The organism is Desulfosporosinus acidiphilus SJ4, from assembly GCF_000255115.2.
GTDB classification, from domain to species: Bacteria; Bacillota; Desulfitobacteriia; order Desulfitobacteriales; family Desulfitobacteriaceae; genus Desulfosporosinus; species Desulfosporosinus acidiphilus.
In genome coordinates this window covers 2,983,100-2,999,987 of record NC_018068.1, presented here as the reverse complement: position 1 = coordinate 2,999,987, position 16,888 = coordinate 2,983,100, and the positions used below count along the sequence as shown (strand labels likewise).

Here is a 16,888-nt window from a genome sequence, read left to right as displayed (position 1 = left end):
AGAGTAAGGATTCGACAAATGGGTAATCATAACTTTTTCATTTGGGCATCGTTTTTACATAAGTTTTTATTGGTAAAAAGTATTTTAGACGACGAATAATAAGTGATATACAGTACTTAAATGTCAAAAAAGTTTGTAAAGTGTTCCAGAATTAGTAGTATTGTAATAAAAGGATAAAAATTTGTTATAATGGGCAAAAAATGTTGTTCTTTAGAATATTGTATAATATACTACCTTTCAGTGGAGATTAATCCCTTAAACATTAGTAGGAATAAAAGTTAATTAAACTTCAGTGCTAAAGGCAAACTCAGTGAGAGCTGAGGACGCAAAGCCACGGGTCTTAGATTCTTGATAAGATAGCCGGGTTACCATATAAAATTGTGTCGCCGATCGTTGAGTTCGGTGCTTTATTTTTTTTATGGTTAAGAACCAACATTAACAGGTAAAACAAAACAACAAGAGTTTAAGAGACACTACATTTAATGTTTCTCAAAGGGAATTTACATATAGAGAGCAAAGAGACGGAGGGAGGGGGAAACTCTTTGAATTGGTTATTAAAACCTGCACAATTAAATCTTACGGTAGGAATGCCTGCAAGTGCAGATCTATTTGATAAAGCCGGTGTATTATTACTTCATAAAGGACAGCCAGTGACAGAAGGTATAGGAGATCTTTTAAGGAAGAGAAAAGTTTATATTTGGGATAAACAAGAGGATGATGAATATCCCTCTAGAAACAGTGGGAAACCATTCCCCAAAGATGTCTATGAAGGTTTAGTTGGTTCCTTATGGAATATTTTTCATGAAGCAAAACTGATTACTGCCGAACAAATAGAAAAAACCATCGTTCTCGTGGAAACAATCGTTGAACAACTAAAACCACTCAATGTTTATTTGAACTTAGATGTTGTACCCTTGGACCTTGAACAGTTTAGAAACTATGATTACGGTACATTCGTGCATAGTTTGAACGTAGCTATTTTGGCAACCATGACAGGTATGCGTTTAAGGTACCCTGAGACAAAACTTAAGCATTTAACCTTGGGTGCCCTCCTGCATGATTTAGGCAAATTGAATATTCCCAAGGAAATATTGAATAAACCGGGTAATTTAACCGAGAACGAATTAGCTATTATGAGACGTCATCCTCAGCTTGGAGCAGAAATGCTGGAGAATTGCAACTTATTGACAAGCATAATGGATACGGTGATTAAACATCATGAACGTTGGAATGGGACTGGGTACCCTTTTGGATTGAATAAGCAAAAAATTCATCTGGATGCACAAATTGTCGCTGTTACGGATGTATTCGAAGCTTTAACGGCAGACAGGCCCTATCGAAAAGGTTTACCTCCCTATTATGCCCTGGAAATGATTATAGCAGGAGCAGATAAAGCCTATAATCCACAAGTTGTGAAAGCTTTTCGAGAGAGTTTAATTTTATACCCGGAAAATTCAGTGGTGACTCTCAATACCGGTGAAATTGGAGTAGTTGCAGCAGTTCCGATGCAGATGCCGACACGTCCTTTGGTTCGTCTTTTACTTGATAATAAAGGCAGGACAATCAATAAAACTCAGTATGTAGATTTAATGCAAGATTTAACTAGGTTTATTGGTCGTGTGGAATATGATTTTCCAATGAGAGGCTGCCCAGAGTGCTGGGATCCAAACAAGGGCAAATGGAAAAATTAAATAACTTTCGACAAAAGAAAGCTTAGTACTTAAATAAAATCCTTTCTGAACCCCGAAAGCTATTGTAAGAAAGACGACACTTGTGATGAGCCTCCATTTGAGGCCTTTCAAATTAAAGACGGTTTCTAATCCCCAACTTGTCATAAAAAAATAGGCGCTGCATTTAATAACTAAGGCTCCAAGCCAAACTCCCATAAATAGGGATTCGACTCCGGCAACCGTCCTGCTTATTTCTACCATTTTTCCTAATTCTAGAATACCGAATAATAATCGGATGGTTTCCGTCGGACCAAAGACGAGAATCTGGATAACAACAACAACTGTATCTAAAATCCCCACAAGAAATCCAATTCGCCAAATTGCAGATTTTAATTGAGCGAAATCTTGCCTATTACTGTGAGGTAAAAATCTAATAAATCCCGCCAAGAACAGGATATAGACCATGGGAAAGGGGATCACTTTAAAGACTCCCCAAAGCAGAGGGATAACTCCGTTTTCCAGAAATGGAAGGAGAGCACCTTGTTCAATTCGTGGGATCGTTAGGAAAATATTAAGAACTAAGGCAACAACAATGATAGGCAAGAGAACTTCGGAAAAACGTGCAAACACTTCTATACCTGAAGTTGCCAAATAAAACACAAGAATTAGCCCACCAAGGTAAAGAACCCAACGGGGAACTAACGGCATGATGGATTGTTCGTAAATAATACCAATAAAGGCTAATAATAATCCACCATAGTAGCAAGAGATGATGAAATAGACAGAACCAATAAGTTTGCCGACCCATCTCCCTAAGATTAATTCAGAGATCTGCAATAAATTTTTTTCTGGGTAATGGGCTGAAAGAGAAAGCACCATAATACCATAGGGAATAGTCAGAGCAAATCCTGGCATGATAGACATCCAACCATCTCGCCCTCCCGCCTCTGTAACGAATGTTGCAATGAGAAGGAACGTTCCGCCCATGAGAACAGATGCCCCTAAGGTCATAAATTGATGTACTGAAATTCTTTCCATGGTTCCCTTCCGGCGAAAGAGTCTCACGTAATACGGAAGTATTGCTAGATAAACTCCCGGAAATAAACGTGGTATCTTGTAGTTTGCCCGCTGATTCACCTCTTATCCTATATTCGTCGATTTGCCAATGTGAATGCATTCTAAGTCAAAGTGAGTGCTTTATTAACAAAGGATTATGGACTTTTTGCCTGAGATTTTAATAATTTGGATAATGAGACTATTTCTATTCCCTGGGCTTTTATTTCCGGCAGCATCTCCTTGATTGCTCTAGCTGTATTGGGACCTTGTGGGCCAACATGCCCGATACCTATAGCCTTGCCGGAAGTTTTGGCTTTCGAAATTAAGAGCCGGATTTGTTTCTTAATAGAATTCAGGTCCGACGAATTATCTAGGAATACATCTCGGGTACCTGAGATAACACCTGCATTATTAGCCTCTCGAGCTAAGATTGTTGATTCAGTGGTCTTGCTGTCCAGAACGAATAAATGATGGTCTTTAGCCATTGCTATTAAAGTTGCGACAATTTTAGGATTTTCCGTACCTTTCGAGCCCATATGGTTACTGATCCCAACAGCATAAGGAATCTGCCTGAAACTTTCTTCGAGTCGGGTTCGTAGTTCCTGAGACGATAAATTGGTTGTAAGGGCACCGGGCCCAAGCCATTCCGGACGTCCTGTTTTTGCCTCAACAGGCATATGGATAATAATTTCATATCCCAGATTGTGAATTAATTCAGCTTCCTGTTTAGTGTAAAGTAAATTAGGCATGATTGCCGCAGTTAAAGGGATGCCTAGTTCCAACATTTGTTTTGTTCCGGGATTATCAATGCCGAAGTCATCAATAACGATTGCAATTTCCCGGCTGTCCGGTTGTGAGCTCATGGAGCTAATGACAGGTCCTGCAATACGAGCGAGTCCTAAGCCAGCCAATAACGTAATGATTAGGGCCGAAATCAACGAAATAGGACGGCGAATAATTAAGATTTTTTTGTGGTGATCCATTGTTACGCGTCACCTCATTTTTAATTCTTATTTGAGTATATTGAATGGGACAAAGAGTCAGACATAAGATTCTTAAAGAATGTATGGATTTTAATCACGAAGCAGCCTTGGTTCCAGAATTGATGGAACTGAGGCTGCTTATTAGTTTTCAGCAAATTTTCAGCTTATATTTAGAAGCAATTCAGCAATAGAGGTTATAGTAAACAGAAGAAAATAACCGAAATAAATTTACAAAGGAGTAAACATTGATGAGATTAAAGGAAAAACGCATAGATCCGGTTCTTATGGGTATTGCGTTGCTAGCGGCATTTTTAAATATATTTAACATTTGGAAAGACCAATATGCTAACGCCTATTATACTGCTGCAGTAACAAGTATGCTCCAAAGTTTTCACAATTTCTTTTTCGCTTCTTTTGATCCTGTGGGATTTGTTACGGTGGATAAGCCGCCCATTGCTTTTTGGATACAGACACTGTTTGCTTCCGTCTTCGGGGTCCATGGCTGGAGCGTGGTTTTACCCCAGGCGTTGGCTGGAGTTGGTTCCGTGATCTTAGTTTATGTCTTGGTTAAACCGAGTTTTGGCAGAAGGGCAGCTCGAATTACCGCCTTGGTTATGGCTTGTACTCCCATCGCAGCCGCAGTCAGCCGCTCAAATAATGTGGATAGTTTGTTAGTCTTTACGCTTTTAGCGGCGACTTGGTTGTTATTTACGGGAATCAGAAAGAGTAAAGCCCTACGGGTTATAGGAGCTTTTTCTCTCATTGGTGTCGCTTTCAATATCAAAATGCTGCAAGCTTATATGGTACTTCCGGCCTTCTATTTCTTCACTTGGTTGGCCTATAAAGTGGATTGGAAGAAGAAAATAAAAGTTTTGGCTGCTGCAACGGCAGTTATGCTCACTCTAACATTTTCCTGGGCTCTCATCGTCGACAGTATTCCGCAAGCAGATCGCCCGTATATCGGCAGCAGTCAGACAAACTCTGTTCTTGAGCTGGCTTTCGGTTATAACGGTGTTTCCCGCTTAACGGGTCAAGGCGGTCCGGGCGGAGGAGGCAGCAACTTGAAAATCTTTGGCGACGGACAAATGCGCAGCCAAGGGCAGCTGAACTCTATGCCAGAGGTTGAGGGAACAAGTTCTTCACAAGACAGTCACTGGGCAAGGCCGGATGGCGGTAACCCACCGGCTGGGATGGGAAATGGAGGGCCTGGAGGCAATAGGGGCGGGGGAGGTATGTTCAATACTGGTACCGCTGGGCCCCTCCGATTATTCCAAGCACAATTATCAGGACAAATAAGTTGGATGCTTCCCTTCGCTTTGTTATCAGCTTTTGGGTTATTAATAGGGATACGCAGGCGGAAGCCGCTGACGGACAAACAGAAGGAGAGTCTATTTTGGTTAGCTTGGTTACTGCCAATGATGGGTTTCTTCAGTATTGCGGGTTTTTTTCACCAATACTACCTTGTCATGCTGGCACCGGCCATTGCAGCTTTAACAGGAACGGGATGGGTTGAGTTATTGGGGTTCAGCCAAAATCGAGAAGGTTGGAAACGTTGGCTGCTGCCTGTCGGGATCCTTGGAACCACCGCCTTTCAACTCTATATTCTCGTACCTTATAGGGAATCCATTGGTTGGGGTTTACCAATCTCATTAGGAGTCCTAGGCAGCCTCTTGACGATCTACTTTGCTTTGCCATTGCGAAAAGGAGATAGCCAAGAGACACCCCTTCAGAGAAACAAAGTCTCTGCGTTCTTAGCCAAGACCGCTGCCTTTGGCGGGATACTGGTTTTACTGGCCGGTCCTCTTTATTGGGCTGCAACCCCTTTAATTTATGGAGATAACGCAATGATGCCGGCAGCCGGACCGCAGCAAACCTTTAGAATCGGCCAAGGGCAAAACTGGAATCAGGACCGATCCTTTAACCAAGATTCCAGTTCGACGGATCAACAAGCGCAGAATCAAAGACGAGATGGCGCTTCAGGTCAGGGCGCAGGCCCGATGCAGGGAAATGTTAATACTCAGCTCTTAGCTTATTTGGAAACGCACAACACCGGTGAAAAGTACCTCTTTGCTACAACGAATGCAGGGACCGCGGAAGCTTATATAATTCAAACGGGTAAAGCTGTAATGGCTATGGGGGGATTTTCCGGTTCGGATCCAATCCTTACCGTAGACAAACTGAAACAAATGGTCGCCAATAAAGAAGTGAAATATTTCTTGCTTTCAGGGGGCGGCCCTGGCAGAGGCAGTTCGGATATACAAACTTGGATTCAACAAAATGGTACAGAGATACCTCAGTCTGAATGGCAATCTAATGCAAGTTCAAGCGGCAATTCTGGCGGAGGCATGGGCATGAATGGAGCCGGAACGTTATATGAAGTTAACCCGTAAAAGGAGGTAAACTTATGAATACTAGTGACATTCGTTACTCTGTGGTTATTCCGGTGTATAACGAAGAAGCTGTTCTTGAGCAGACTTACCGGCGTTTAAAACAGGTGATGACCTCAACGGACGGACCCTACGAATTGATTTTTGTCAATGATGGCAGCAGCGATCGCTCAGCAGACTTGATTAAGAAATTTTGCGATGGAGACCGTTCGGTAAAACTCATTTCCTTCTCGCGCAATTTTGGCCATCAGGTTGCAATTACAGCGGGAATGGACTATGCAAACGGGTCGGCAGTTGTGGTAATCGATGCGGATCTCCAGGACCCGCCTGAACTTATATTAGACATGATCAGCAAATGGCAGGAAGGTTATGAGGTTGTTTATGCTAAGCGCAGGCAGCGTCGTGGTGAAACATTCTTCAAGAAACAAACGGCTCATTTATTCTATCGGCTTCTGCGGGCTTCTACGGATATCGACATCCCCATCGATACCGGTGATTTTCGCTTGATTGACCGCAAGGTATGTGATGTGCTGAAACAATGTCCGGAAAAAAATCGGTATGTTCGTGGTTTGGTAAGTTGGGTGGGTTTTAAGCAAACAGCTGTAGAATATGATAGAGATCCTAGGCTCGCTGGGGAAAGCAAATATCCTCTGAAAAAGATGATAAAATTATGCCTTGATGGTCTGACTTCCTTTTCCTTTAAACCGATTAAATTGGCCAGTTATGCAGGGGCTGTGTTGATCGCCCTAGGGTTTGTCTACTCGATTTTCTTAGCACTTTTCAATGTCCTAGGCTCGGCTGTTCTCGATGGCTGGACTATTTTGCTGGCTGTTGAGTTAATCTTGACAGGAGTTATGCTCATTATGATGGGAATCATGGGGGAATATATGGGACGTATTTATGATGAAACAAGAAACCGTCCTCTTTATATCGTAAGAGAATCTTATCGTCAGGAAGAGAAAGAACGGAACGTGATGAAGATTGGTTAAAATAACAAAACGCCAACTCGAATTTCTTAGGTTTTGTGCCGTTGGAGGAATAAATACCGGGATAGATTTTGGGGTATTTGCAGTTTTGTTTGCATGGGGAGTTCCTCTGCTTCCCGCCCATACATTTTCCTATAGCTGCGGGATTGTAAACAGCTTTTGGCTCAACAGAAGATGGACGTTTAAGAGCAAAGCGGGCGGGTTCTCTCCGGATGAATCAGGCACCGGCCGTTCCTTTAAGCAAATACTTCAGTTTCTGGCGCTGAATATCATGACCTTGGCTTTAACCTATGGCCTTTTAATATGGGTTCATAATAACTGGGGATGGCCTATGATCGCGAGCCGGCTATTCGCTGTTGGAGCAAGTTTAGCAATTAACTTTTTAGGCAGCCGTTTATGGGTTTTCAGGCAGCCTAGATTAAGTCCTTCGGTAATATGTCAAGACCCTAAGTGAGTCAAATTTTCGGTAAGTTAGTTATCCGTTGGCAAAAAAAGGCAATAGAAAGCCCTCTTATTCCTAAAATTGAATGGGAATAAGTTGCAAAAATGGGACTTCAATTCTCTTAGTTCGTGCCTAGTTTGCAATCCCCCTATTGCCATGTGGCATATAGATTTGGTTGCTGCGTAGCAGAGCATCAACCATACGGACGAGTTTGCGTGCAGTAAGCACGAGAGCACGGCGATGATGGTGAGTCTTACTTTCCGAGAATTTACGTTGGTAGAAGGCTTTGTACTCCGGCTCTTTTTGGCGTACTAGGTTAGCAGCCTGGATGATATAACTTCGCAAGTAGGTGTTGCCAGTTCGAGTTAAGGGCGTGTCATCGGCTGTAAAATCACCGGACTGGTGAGAACGCCAGGTTAGCCCAATAAACTTTGCTAAGGCTCCTTCATTCGGAAAACGGCGGATGTCTCCAATCTCAGCAATAATACCAGCTGAAAGCACAGGGCCAATACCGGGAATGGTAATGAGCGTATTAGGGAAATGCCTGATTTCAGCTTCGATCGCCTTATCGATTTTCTTTACCTGCTTCTCCAAAGCGTGGATGGTTTCGATGCTCGTGGCCAGGATAAGGTTAATTGGTTGCAATAGGCTTCCACGTAGTCGATGGGCCTTGCGAGCGGCTTCCTTCAACTCTCTGGCTTTGGATTCCGGATCCTCGAAATGACTTCTTCCTTTCTCCATGAGGAAATCAATCAGTTCATCAAGCGGTCGAGCCGCAACCTCTTCTGGAGAAAAAAACTCAAGTGTCAAGGATTCAGAAGTAGCGCTGAAAGTATTACTAAAAACCGTACCTTGGGCAAGAGTGCTAAACTTTAAGAACAAGTTCGTGAGGAAATAATTCTTCTCTCTGGAGATCATCTCGATCAGATGACAACGAAAGCGAGTGAGTCGCTGTAACGGTAAGTAGCGGAAATCGACCTGAGAGCCCTCCGGAAGCCGGCCGAAGCGTAAACGTTCGGCAATGACCCAGGCATCAATCCAGTCGTTCTTCGGAAGGTCCACATAAGCCTTTTTGAAATTAGCAACGACCTTGGGGTTAAAGGAATAAATTTGGGGTTGTAAAGGTGCTAAACAATGGTCTTCCGCTAAGAACATTTGTAACGGCCAACTGTATACGGAAGTGGCCTCTAAACCAATAACCAGCCGATCCTCATTTTCTTTATTACAGGCTTCAGAGAGATATCGGGCAACTTGCTCACAACCAGGCTGATCATTCAAAACCCTTAGCCTTTTAACAGGTTCATTACCACGCTCATCTAAGATTCGCACTTTAAAATCGTTGGAACTCACATCTATACCGACAAATAAACTCAAGTAAAATCACCTCTCTTTCCGAGTCGAAGAATTTGTAAGATTAACGTTGGGACCAGGCACCACAACAGGTCAACAACCTCGCCGAATCAGCACTTGTCTTAAAAAGACCTCGGATCCAGCCGATCTGCTACCATCGGAGGGGTTCCCTTTAAGCTGTGCAACCTTCGAGTTAAAAGTTCAAATTGTGGGCTGGCAGTCAGACTTAATAAGAGGTCATAGCCTCAAGGAGTGAAAGGCCTTACCAGAACGAACCTCACGGTATCATTTTGCCTGAAACCCCAACAAACTTAAATACTTTTTTGTTATCAAAGAACGACTTAAGGAATCATTACTCAGGTATTCCTTATCCTTATCCTGAGCCTGTGGACAGTGCCAGCCTATGGAAAAGCCCTTATGGGTCTGTCTTAAAAGAGCTTTCCCTCAGGCTTTGGACAAGTCGAATTTGAAGTGTGCTTTGGGGTTGACTTGTCCACACTGCCCACAGGCACGACGACTGCATGGGGTATGCGTTATTCTGCGCGCATCTTGTTGATGATGACCAACCAACCGAATTTCCAGTTTTCTTTGGTCATTTAAATACCCCACGTTCCATTAGTTTTTTGGACTCGTGGGGCAGGAACTAAATTAATTATACGAGGAGTGAATTGACATGAAGATAAAGAAGGCCATTATCCCGGCCGCCGGTTTAGGGACAAGATTTTTACCGGCAACAAAGGCTCAGCCTAAAGAGATGCTGCCGATTGTCGATAAACCGGCCATTCAATATATCGTTGAAGAAGCTGTTCAATCCGGTATTGAAAGCATTCTCATTGTAACCGGTCGTAATAAAAAGTCCATTGAAGACCATTTTGACAAGTCAGTAGAACTGGAACAAACCTTGAAAGATAAGGGGAAGACAGAGGTCCTCAGTGAGCTGCAACGGATTAACGAACTGGCTAATATCCATTATATTCGTCAGAAAGAACCGTTAGGATTAGGGCATGCCGTCCTCTGCGCCGAGCAATTTATTGGCAATGAGCCCTTTGCAGTTTTGTTGGGGGATGATATCATGGTTTCCCAGACACCAGGCCTGCAACAATTGATAGAGGTTTATGAGAGTTACAATACTACGGTAGTGGGTGTACAGCCGGTACCAACGGATGACGTTTGCAAATATGGAATTATCGCCCCAACAGCCTATAAAACTCAAACGTATCAGGTTAAAGACCTCATTGAAAAGCCGTCAGGTTTTCAGGCCCCTTCTAATCTGGCAATTATGGGCAGGTATATTTTAAAACCGTCAATCTTCCCGGTTCTTCACTCGTTGGACAGAGGAGCGGGAAATGAATATCAACTAACTGATGCCTTGCGCCAGGTTTGCAAAAACGAAGGTCTCTTAGCTTGGGAGTTGTTGGGGGAGCGATATGACATTGGTGATAAGTTTGGATATATAAAAGCAATTGTGGAAATGGGACTGCAGAGGGAAGAATTAGAACCACAGCTTATGGCATATTTGCTGCACATTATAAACAGAAAGCAGAGCCTAACGGAGACAAAGATAAGAGCATTGTGTTCGAGTTTTTAAAAACAAGAGAACTCGTTCTGCGAAAGCTGAACATCGGGGATTCAGATGGGAACTCTAGCCCACCTGAAGTTTTCAAAGGACCCACCCCCACTTACAAGAAGTGGGGGACTTAAAAACCGGATAAACCTTGAATTCGCGGCGAGATTTTATGAAAGGAGTTGATGGGGGTGAGGCTTAAAAGTAACCTATTTAGGATTGGGTCAATTTTGTTAATCGTGATGTCATTTGTAGTTTGTCTCTACGTTTTGATTAACCATAACTCGGGAAATACAGCCTCTCAGAGTATCAAGATACAAGAACAGTACTCAAAAAATCAACTACCAAATTCCTTTGGCCATCCGGATGAGCAGCAGTTCAATAACCAGTGGCAAACTTGGTCAGGGGGTTCGACAAACGGCCAAAATTCCAACAGGGATCAATATGTGACTAACGGTGGAGCCTCAAGACAGCAGATGCAACCCATGGGGAGAAAGGGCGGTAATTCTTCAAGTAGCTATGGACTACAAGTCTTGGCCTATACAATAACCTTCTTTTTAGCAATTCTGGCGATCTACGTACTAATAATACGAAAGAAGTTATGGGCGAAGTTTAAAATCCCGGAACATAACCGAAAGCTTCTGGTCATTACTCTGTTTGTCGTGGGTTTTTTGTTAAGAATTGCCCTGGGCTGTCTGATTCAAGGCTATACTTCAGACCTCATGCTATTTAAGTCCTGGGCATCTTCCGCGGCAAACAATCTGTCGCAATTTTATTTCGGCGGCAGTTCCAGTGACTATCCGCCTTTATATATTTATGTATTGTATATGGTTGGCAAAATTGGAAGTGTCCAAATGCTAACGCCGTATTTTACCTTGTTATTAAAAATACCTTCTATCGCAGCGGATATGGGAACAGCTTTACTGCTTTACAGATTGGCGCGAAAATACCTTTCCCCTGAATTAAGTATCGCGGCAGCAGCCTTCTATATCCTCAATCCCGCGGTATTTATCAATTCAACAATTTGGGGACAAGTTGATTCCTTCTTTACCTTGATCGTCGTTGCCGGAATAGTATTATTGGCGGAACGGAAAATTGTCTTTTCCTCGATGCTTTTTACAGCCGCCGTACTTATGAAGCCTCAAGGGATCATTTTTTTACCGGTTCTGTTTTTTGAATTAGTCAGGAGAAAAAGCATCAAGGTTTTCCTAAAAGTCCTCTTGGCGTCGATGGCAACGTCTCTAGTCATTATTCTTCCCTGCTCAAGCAACCTAAATTTTCTTTGGATAGTGAAGCTCTATATGAATACCTTGGGAGAATACCCATACGCTTCGGTAAATGCCTTTAATTTTTTTTATTTAGTGGGTGCTAACTATACAAAAGATGCATCAACCTTATTACTGGTTAGTTATCATACCTGGGGAATGGTATTCATCGTTCTCTCAACCTTAATATCGTGGCTGATGTATGCCCGGGGAAAAGGGAAAGGCATCGCTGCAGTTTCAGCGCTTATTTTAATATCCGGAGTGTTCATTTTTTCTGCAAGAATGCATGAACGCTATTTATTCCCGGCAGCAGCTCTAGCAACATTGGCTTCTATATATTTGAGGGATAGAAGGCTAATTCTGCTGGCGGTTGGGTTCAGCATGACGTCCTTTGCTAATACCTTCGCAATTTTATATCAAAACGTAACCGCAGGCAGTCAAGCGATTTCGGCCTATTTACCGAATGTGATCTCGGCGTTTAATATACTATTATTTCTTTGCTTGATAAAAGTAACTTACGATAATTCCTCCAAAAACGATCCGAGTTTATTCGTCTCTTGATCTGAGAGATTTTTCCGGTTTCGATTGTCCCTGCCTTTGTTGTTCTTACGAGAAGGTAGTGGTATAGTAAATTTAAGAAACCTGAAAGTGGGGAAATGCTTTCTATGAAGAAATTAACGTCTATGCTACTAATTGTGCTCTTTACATTTTCATCGGCACTTCCGGCATCAGCTACAACCAATGATTCGACCATTTCTCCAATCATTAATAGAATTGCAGGTCAAGATCGTTATGATACTTCAAGCGCAATCGCTGAACAAGGTTGGCCAAATGGTTCGCCAAACTGTATTTTGACGTATGGAGGCAGTTACACCGACAGCCTCGCTGCTGCCCCCCTAGCCAAAAAATACGATGCCCCGATCTTACTTACTGACAGCACTACACTGCCGGCTGCTACCCAAAAAGCATTAATTGATTTAAAAACGAAAAATGTCACAATTATTGGCGGCACAGGAGTAATTTCAGCTTCTATTGATTCTGAATTGCAATCCATGGGAATAACGACTAACAGAATCTATGGCAATGACAAATATGAGACTGCCATTGCAGTGGCAGAACAAGTCACGTCAACCCCTTCGATGTTGTTTGTTTGTCCTGCCGATGATTTCGCGGATGCACTGTCCATCTCTCCTATTGCAGCCATAAAGCAAGATCCCATCATCCTAGTTCCTCAAAATAATATTCCTGACTCAGTTCAAAACTATATATCCGCGAACAAGAGCATCGTTAAGACCTATGTTATAGGTACTTTAGATGAAATTGATAATAATACAGCGAGTCAGTTCCCTGATTCTGAAAGAATTTCAGGAAATGACAGATACAGCACAAATATTGCGGTCAACAATCAATTTGCTACCGCTTTCAGCGATAAAATTATCGCCATGGCTTCAGGTGAACAGTTTCCGGATGCCTTAAGCGGAAGTGTTTGGGCAGCTAAAATGGCTGCGCCCATTATTTTAATCAATGATTCTCCTGCGGATGTGACAAGAAGCTATTACCAAAACAGAATATCCAAAAGCTTAAACAGCAGCAGTAATGTATCCCCTTGTGTTTATGTATTTGGCGGAACCGCTGTTATCCCGGATAGCGTTGTAACTGGGTTAGGGCAAGGAAATGCCGGAGTAAGCCGTTTAAGTGTCGTGAATGTATCGACGACCATGGGAGTTGCTCCGGAGCTGCCGTCAACAGTGACTGCGACTATGTATGATGGAACTACAAAAACGGTCAATGTCACTTGGCCGTACATTGATTCAAGCAGATATCAATATATTGGAAGTTTTTGCGTCAGAGGTTCGATTGCTGAATCTACAACCGTTGAACCTATCGCAACGGTTTATGTTCAAGATAAAACTCCAGTTTCCACTTTGACAGTAGACCAAGTACAACAAGAAATTGTGGGAACTTGGAGGACTTCTGATATGAAGAACACACTAAAATTTGACAGTGATGGAACATTGGAAGTGACAGATGTAGAAACGGGATATACGAATAATTATAAAGCAAGTTATTCATTCCCTAATTCCACAATCATTAAAATATCAACTTCTAGCGGTACTGAAGAAGATAATTTTTTGTTAATGGGGAATTACTTGGAGATTTATAATATGGGTATTCCCAGAACTACGGGTGATAATATTATTGCCGGCGATGCCGCTTATTCGGGTTTTCTCAATCATCCCATTGGTTTCCCGCCTTCAACTGATCCGGTAAATTTTATATTTACAAAGATTGATTGACAAGGCGCGTTTCGACAAAAGCTGAACATCGGGGCTTCGGTGGGGGGAGTCTACCCCACCGAAGCAGAGAACGGGGACCACTCCCACTTATTGAAGCGGCAGTCTCACGATTGGATGAAAGTGGGCTGGATTTGTTTTTGAAAGAAGTTTTATGAAAATTAGTGCTTTTGGCACATATTTTTGTGCCAAAGGTCACTATTCAGTACCTGTTATTTAAATTATGATTAAAGGAAAAATTAGTTATTTGATAGGCACCATTTTTCACTAGTTCAACAAACGAGCCAAGCTTTAACAAGTATTTATTTTAATGATTGTTTGATCGATTGCATAGGAGGGCTGATAGAGTGGAAATATCGGAGCAGGATTTGCCCAGTTTGATTGAAGAAGGTTTACAACTTTTGCAGTCTGGCTGCAAAATCCAAGACTGTCGATGTATCTATTGGTTTCTGAAAGGTAAGTGTACGTTAGATCGTCTCGGCTTAGAAGGAGAATTGGTCGATAAATTTCGATTTAGTTTGGAACTTGAAGAAAGAGTAAAACTTTTGCAAACAGTATTCGATCAATAACTTCTTTGCAACTTGGTTTTATCAACTAATTTTTGGAACATATTAAGTAAACAGATACCCGGTACTTCCGTAAGGACACGTACCGGGTATCTGCTTTACAAAATCGTGAGACTCTCATTTCTATAAGTGGGAATGGTCCCCGTTTAGCCATCTGTGCCGTTTATACGGTAAACGAATGATGGGGTAAGTTAAGAATATCTTCGGGCTCCAAGATAATGTTCAGTGTAAAAGCTATCACTTAGACTGGTAATAGTTACACCTTTACGTGGGTTATCAGCATGAACAAAACGGCCGCCACCGATATAGATACCAACGTGAGATGCTCCATTAGAATAGGTCGAAAAGAAAACTAAATCACCCGGTTGTAGTTTATCTTTACTTACAGCATTGCCCGAAGAATACTGTGCATAGGAGGTTCGAGGAAGAGAAATGCCCGAGCCTGCATAAACATACTGGGTGAATCCAGAACAATCGAATCCATTGAGAGATGTTCCTCCAAAGATGTAGGGTCTGCCTACTAGGCTGACAGCATGATCAATGAGTACATTAAAGTCACTGCTTCCGCGGGATATGTGTGTGTCAACCGGAGATTCGTTTGGTGTAACTTGAGCTATTTGCACCGCCTGTACTGTTTGTGTAAGTTTGCTTGCTTCTTGATTGTTTGCAGTCTGAACTTGTTCTGTTTGTGCAGTTTTCAAACGTTCATTGGATGTTAAGGTTTTAAGATTGACTTCTGTGGTATTCAAAGGCAACTCTTGGTGTATAAACTGAGGGACTAAGGGTGACGTTGATTTAAGATTAAAGGCAATGGGCACAATTTGAGGATCGCCGGCTGAGACTTGAGACGTTGATGGCAGAAGGGTATTGCCACCTATCAAAAGCATTCCGGAAAGAATGACTCCCGATAGGCGTGATAGTCCTGGAGACAGTTTCATTAATTCTTCACCTTTCATAGCTTACGAGGTTAGTTGACGGATTCGGGCAGCAGGTATAGCCCTACGCATGGAAGCGATTCACCCCAATATCAGAAGTAAAATCCCCCGCTCTAGAGCAGACTCTAGATTCAGCTTTTTTTGTTGTTCAATTTGCATAAGTAAAAAATTCGACAAAATACCGTTATTTCCTGCTCAAACGGATGTGTAATATCTGGAAAACAAAAATGCCAAAATCCCATCATTTATATGATGGGTATTTTGGCATTTTTGCTTAAGATTAAAGAAAGATTAAGCCCTTATGTCAATAGTACTATTATTCAGCGAACTCCGTAAGCTTTGCTGAGGACTAATATTTTCTGCTTGCTGATTTGAAGTATTGTTTTGATTTTTTTTTGATTCAAGTTGTTTTAATTGAGCTTCCAGTAGTTCTATTTGAGTTTGTATTTGTTGCACTTTTATCTGTTTGGTTCGGGCATCATCTTTGCTTTGATTTTCAGATTTTAAATCTTGATCGAGCGTTTGTATTTGATTTTGGATTTTCTTAATTTGGGCATCGCTGACTGATGAAGAATAATCATTATTTAGTTCTGATAAAATTGCTGAAATGTTCATGATAATAACATCCTTTCGCAAGAACGATTTTGAAGCGAGAATCGATATAAACGACTACAGAAAATTAAACAGGTTGTAAAAGATACCCGGTGTTACGAATAGTTTTGATTAAGTGACTGCCTAACTTTTTGCGAAGATAATGAATGAACAAATCTACATTTGCTATGCTTGTTTCTGAGTTTAATCCCCAGACTTTAAAGTAAATAGTTTCTTTCGTAACGACATTACCATAGTTGCGCATTAACAATTCTAGAATGAGTGCTTCTTTGTTGCTTAATCGATATACTGTATTTCCGTTTCGAATTTCACGTCGTAACAAATCAAGGGTCAGGCCTTTGATAACAATGACCGAATCAACTAATTCTTTGTTCTTTCTTCGAGTCAAGGCACGAATCCGAGCCGCAAACTCTTCTTCTGAAAAGGGTCTGCTCAGGCAATCATCGGCCCCTGCATCCAAGGCATCGGCCCGTTCCTTCGGGGCATTGTTTGCCACTAGAATCAGAATAGGGGTATCTAGTTTATTGGCGCGAATTACTTCTAACATTGAAGGTTCTCCTTGAAGATTCACGGAAGTTGTTTCTTCGATAATAATGACATCGTAGATTTTGGTTAAAGCCATCTCAATTCCATTCTCAACATCTAAAGCTGTGTCGGAAGCATATCCGTTTACTTTGAGTATCTGAGACAGTCTTTGATCAAATTCGTTTCCATTATTGACGATTAAAATCCTTATCTAACTCACTCCTAAGGCTCATTGCATTTTCTAAGGCATAGG

The 16,888-nt window shown here is 41.9% G+C and carries 14 protein-coding genes, 1 pseudogene and 2 riboswitches; of the genes and pseudogenes, 9 read left to right on the top strand and 6 right to left on the bottom strand.

Annotation, left to right across the window (positions count from 1 at the left end; genetic code table 11):
• Nucleotides 1–290 precede the first annotated feature (290 nt).
• Nucleotides 291–373, top strand: a riboswitch (cyclic di-GMP riboswitch).
• Between the two features lie 169 nt (nucleotides 374–542).
• A complete protein-coding gene (locus DESACI_RS13625) occupies nucleotides 543–1,691 on the top strand; it encodes an HD-GYP domain-containing protein (RefSeq protein WP_242833053.1) in 1,149 nt (382 codons plus the stop codon).
• Here DESACI_RS13625 and DESACI_RS13620 read toward each other — a convergent pair.
• On the bottom strand, nucleotides 1,599–2,708 hold the full coding sequence (locus DESACI_RS13620; protein WP_041276089.1) for a GerAB/ArcD/ProY family transporter: 1,110 nt from the start codon (nucleotides 2,706–2,708) through the stop codon (nucleotides 1,599–1,601). The two genes, DESACI_RS13625 and DESACI_RS13620, sit on opposite strands and share 93 nt — an antisense overlap.
• Before the next feature lie 173 nt (nucleotides 2,709–2,881).
• A complete protein-coding gene (locus tag DESACI_RS13615) occupies nucleotides 2,882–3,709 on the bottom strand; it encodes a divergent polysaccharide deacetylase family protein (RefSeq protein ID WP_014827767.1) in 828 nt (275 codons plus the stop codon).
• 44 nt (nucleotides 3,710–3,753) lie between these two features.
• Between DESACI_RS13615 and DESACI_RS24575 the strand changes: the two genes are divergently transcribed.
• Genes DESACI_RS24575 through DESACI_RS13600 form a run of 4 tightly spaced genes read left to right on the top strand, consistent with a single transcriptional unit; the run spans nucleotide 3,754 to nucleotide 7,536 of the window.
• Nucleotides 3,754–3,900 (top strand): hypothetical protein, encoded by a 147-nt coding sequence (locus tag DESACI_RS24575; protein ID WP_158310183.1) that lies wholly within the window; start codon nucleotides 3,754–3,756, stop codon nucleotides 3,898–3,900.
• Nucleotides 3,901–3,957: 57 nt separating this feature from the next.
• Nucleotides 3,958–6,099, top strand: a complete 2,142-nt coding sequence (locus DESACI_RS13610) for a glycosyltransferase family 39 protein (RefSeq protein WP_014827766.1) — start codon at nucleotides 3,958–3,960, stop codon at nucleotides 6,097–6,099.
• A gap of 14 nt (nucleotides 6,100–6,113) precedes the next feature.
• Nucleotides 6,114–7,085 (top strand): glycosyltransferase family 2 protein, encoded by a 972-nt coding sequence (locus DESACI_RS13605; RefSeq protein WP_014827765.1) that lies wholly within the window; start codon nucleotides 6,114–6,116, stop codon nucleotides 7,083–7,085.
• A complete protein-coding gene (locus DESACI_RS13600) occupies nucleotides 7,078–7,536 on the top strand; it encodes a GtrA family protein (RefSeq protein ID WP_014827764.1) in 459 nt (152 codons plus the stop codon). The genes DESACI_RS13605 and DESACI_RS13600 overlap by 8 nt, the downstream gene beginning before the upstream one ends.
• A gap of 120 nt (nucleotides 7,537–7,656) precedes the next feature.
• Here DESACI_RS13600 and DESACI_RS13595 read toward each other — a convergent pair whose 3' ends face one another.
• A complete protein-coding gene (locus DESACI_RS13595; protein ID WP_014827116.1) occupies nucleotides 7,657–8,898 on the bottom strand; it encodes an IS110 family RNA-guided transposase in 1,242 nt (413 codons plus the stop codon).
• Nucleotides 8,899–9,547: 649 nt separating this feature from the next.
• Between DESACI_RS13595 and galU the strand changes: the two genes are divergently transcribed.
• From galU to DESACI_RS13575, 4 genes are all read left to right on the top strand, one after another.
• Nucleotides 9,548–10,462: a UTP--glucose-1-phosphate uridylyltransferase GalU gene (gene galU / locus DESACI_RS13590; RefSeq protein WP_014827763.1), complete on the top strand. Its 915-nt coding sequence runs from the start codon at nucleotides 9,548–9,550 to the stop codon at nucleotides 10,460–10,462.
• A gap of 167 nt (nucleotides 10,463–10,629) precedes the next feature.
• Nucleotides 10,630–12,264 (top strand): MptA/MptB family glycosyltransferase, encoded by a 1,635-nt coding sequence (locus tag DESACI_RS13585; RefSeq protein ID WP_014827762.1) that lies wholly within the window; start codon nucleotides 10,630–10,632, stop codon nucleotides 12,262–12,264.
• A 104-nt stretch (nucleotides 12,265–12,368) separates the two neighbouring features.
• The gene (locus DESACI_RS23120; protein WP_014827761.1) at nucleotides 12,369–14,000 is read left to right on the top strand and encodes a cell wall-binding repeat-containing protein; all 1,632 of its coding nucleotides are present in this window, start codon (nucleotides 12,369–12,371) and stop codon (nucleotides 13,998–14,000) included.
• Between the two features lie 344 nt (nucleotides 14,001–14,344).
• Nucleotides 14,345–14,566 (top strand): hypothetical protein, encoded by a 222-nt coding sequence (locus DESACI_RS13575; RefSeq protein ID WP_014827760.1) that lies wholly within the window; start codon nucleotides 14,345–14,347, stop codon nucleotides 14,564–14,566.
• A gap of 188 nt (nucleotides 14,567–14,754) precedes the next feature.
• On the opposite strand, the pseudogene DESACI_RS25685 reads toward DESACI_RS13575, so the two are convergent.
• The 3 genes and pseudogenes from DESACI_RS25685 to DESACI_RS13560 all read right to left on the bottom strand — a co-directional run.
• Nucleotides 14,755–15,135: pseudogene (locus DESACI_RS25685) on the bottom strand (C40 family peptidase); the annotation flags it as partial.
• Between the two features lie 369 nt (nucleotides 15,136–15,504).
• A riboswitch (cyclic di-AMP (ydaO/yuaA leader) is annotated at nucleotides 15,505–15,645 on the bottom strand.
• Between the two features lie 144 nt (nucleotides 15,646–15,789).
• On the bottom strand, nucleotides 15,790–16,113 hold the full coding sequence (locus tag DESACI_RS13565; RefSeq protein ID WP_014827758.1) for a FlxA-like family protein: 324 nt from the start codon (nucleotides 16,111–16,113) through the stop codon (nucleotides 15,790–15,792).
• A gap of 64 nt (nucleotides 16,114–16,177) precedes the next feature.
• A complete protein-coding gene (locus DESACI_RS13560) occupies nucleotides 16,178–16,834 on the bottom strand; it encodes a response regulator transcription factor (RefSeq protein ID WP_282434176.1) in 657 nt (218 codons plus the stop codon).
• Nucleotides 16,835–16,888: the final 54 nt, after the last annotated feature.

Coding starts and splice junctions, on each gene's coding strand:
- DESACI_RS13565 (WP_014827758.1), bottom strand. CDS start 16,113: ATGAACATTTCAGCAATTTTATCAGAACTAAATAATGATTATTCTTCA.
- DESACI_RS13605 (WP_014827765.1), top strand. CDS start 6,114: ATGAATACTAGTGACATTCGTTACTCTGTGGTTATTCCGGTGTATAAC.
- DESACI_RS24575 (WP_158310183.1), top strand. CDS start 3,754: ATGGGACAAAGAGTCAGACATAAGATTCTTAAAGAATGTATGGATTTT.
- DESACI_RS13615 (WP_014827767.1), bottom strand. CDS start 3,709: ATGGATCACCACAAAAAAATCTTAATTATTCGCCGTCCTATTTCGTTG.
- DESACI_RS13610 (WP_014827766.1), top strand. CDS start 3,958: ATGAGATTAAAGGAAAAACGCATAGATCCGGTTCTTATGGGTATTGCG.
- galU (WP_014827763.1), top strand. CDS start 9,548: ATGAAGATAAAGAAGGCCATTATCCCGGCCGCCGGTTTAGGGACAAGA.
- DESACI_RS13620 (WP_041276089.1), bottom strand. CDS start 2,708: ATGGAAAGAATTTCAGTACATCAATTTATGACCTTAGGGGCATCTGTT.
- DESACI_RS23120 (WP_014827761.1), top strand. CDS start 12,369: ATGAAGAAATTAACGTCTATGCTACTAATTGTGCTCTTTACATTTTCA.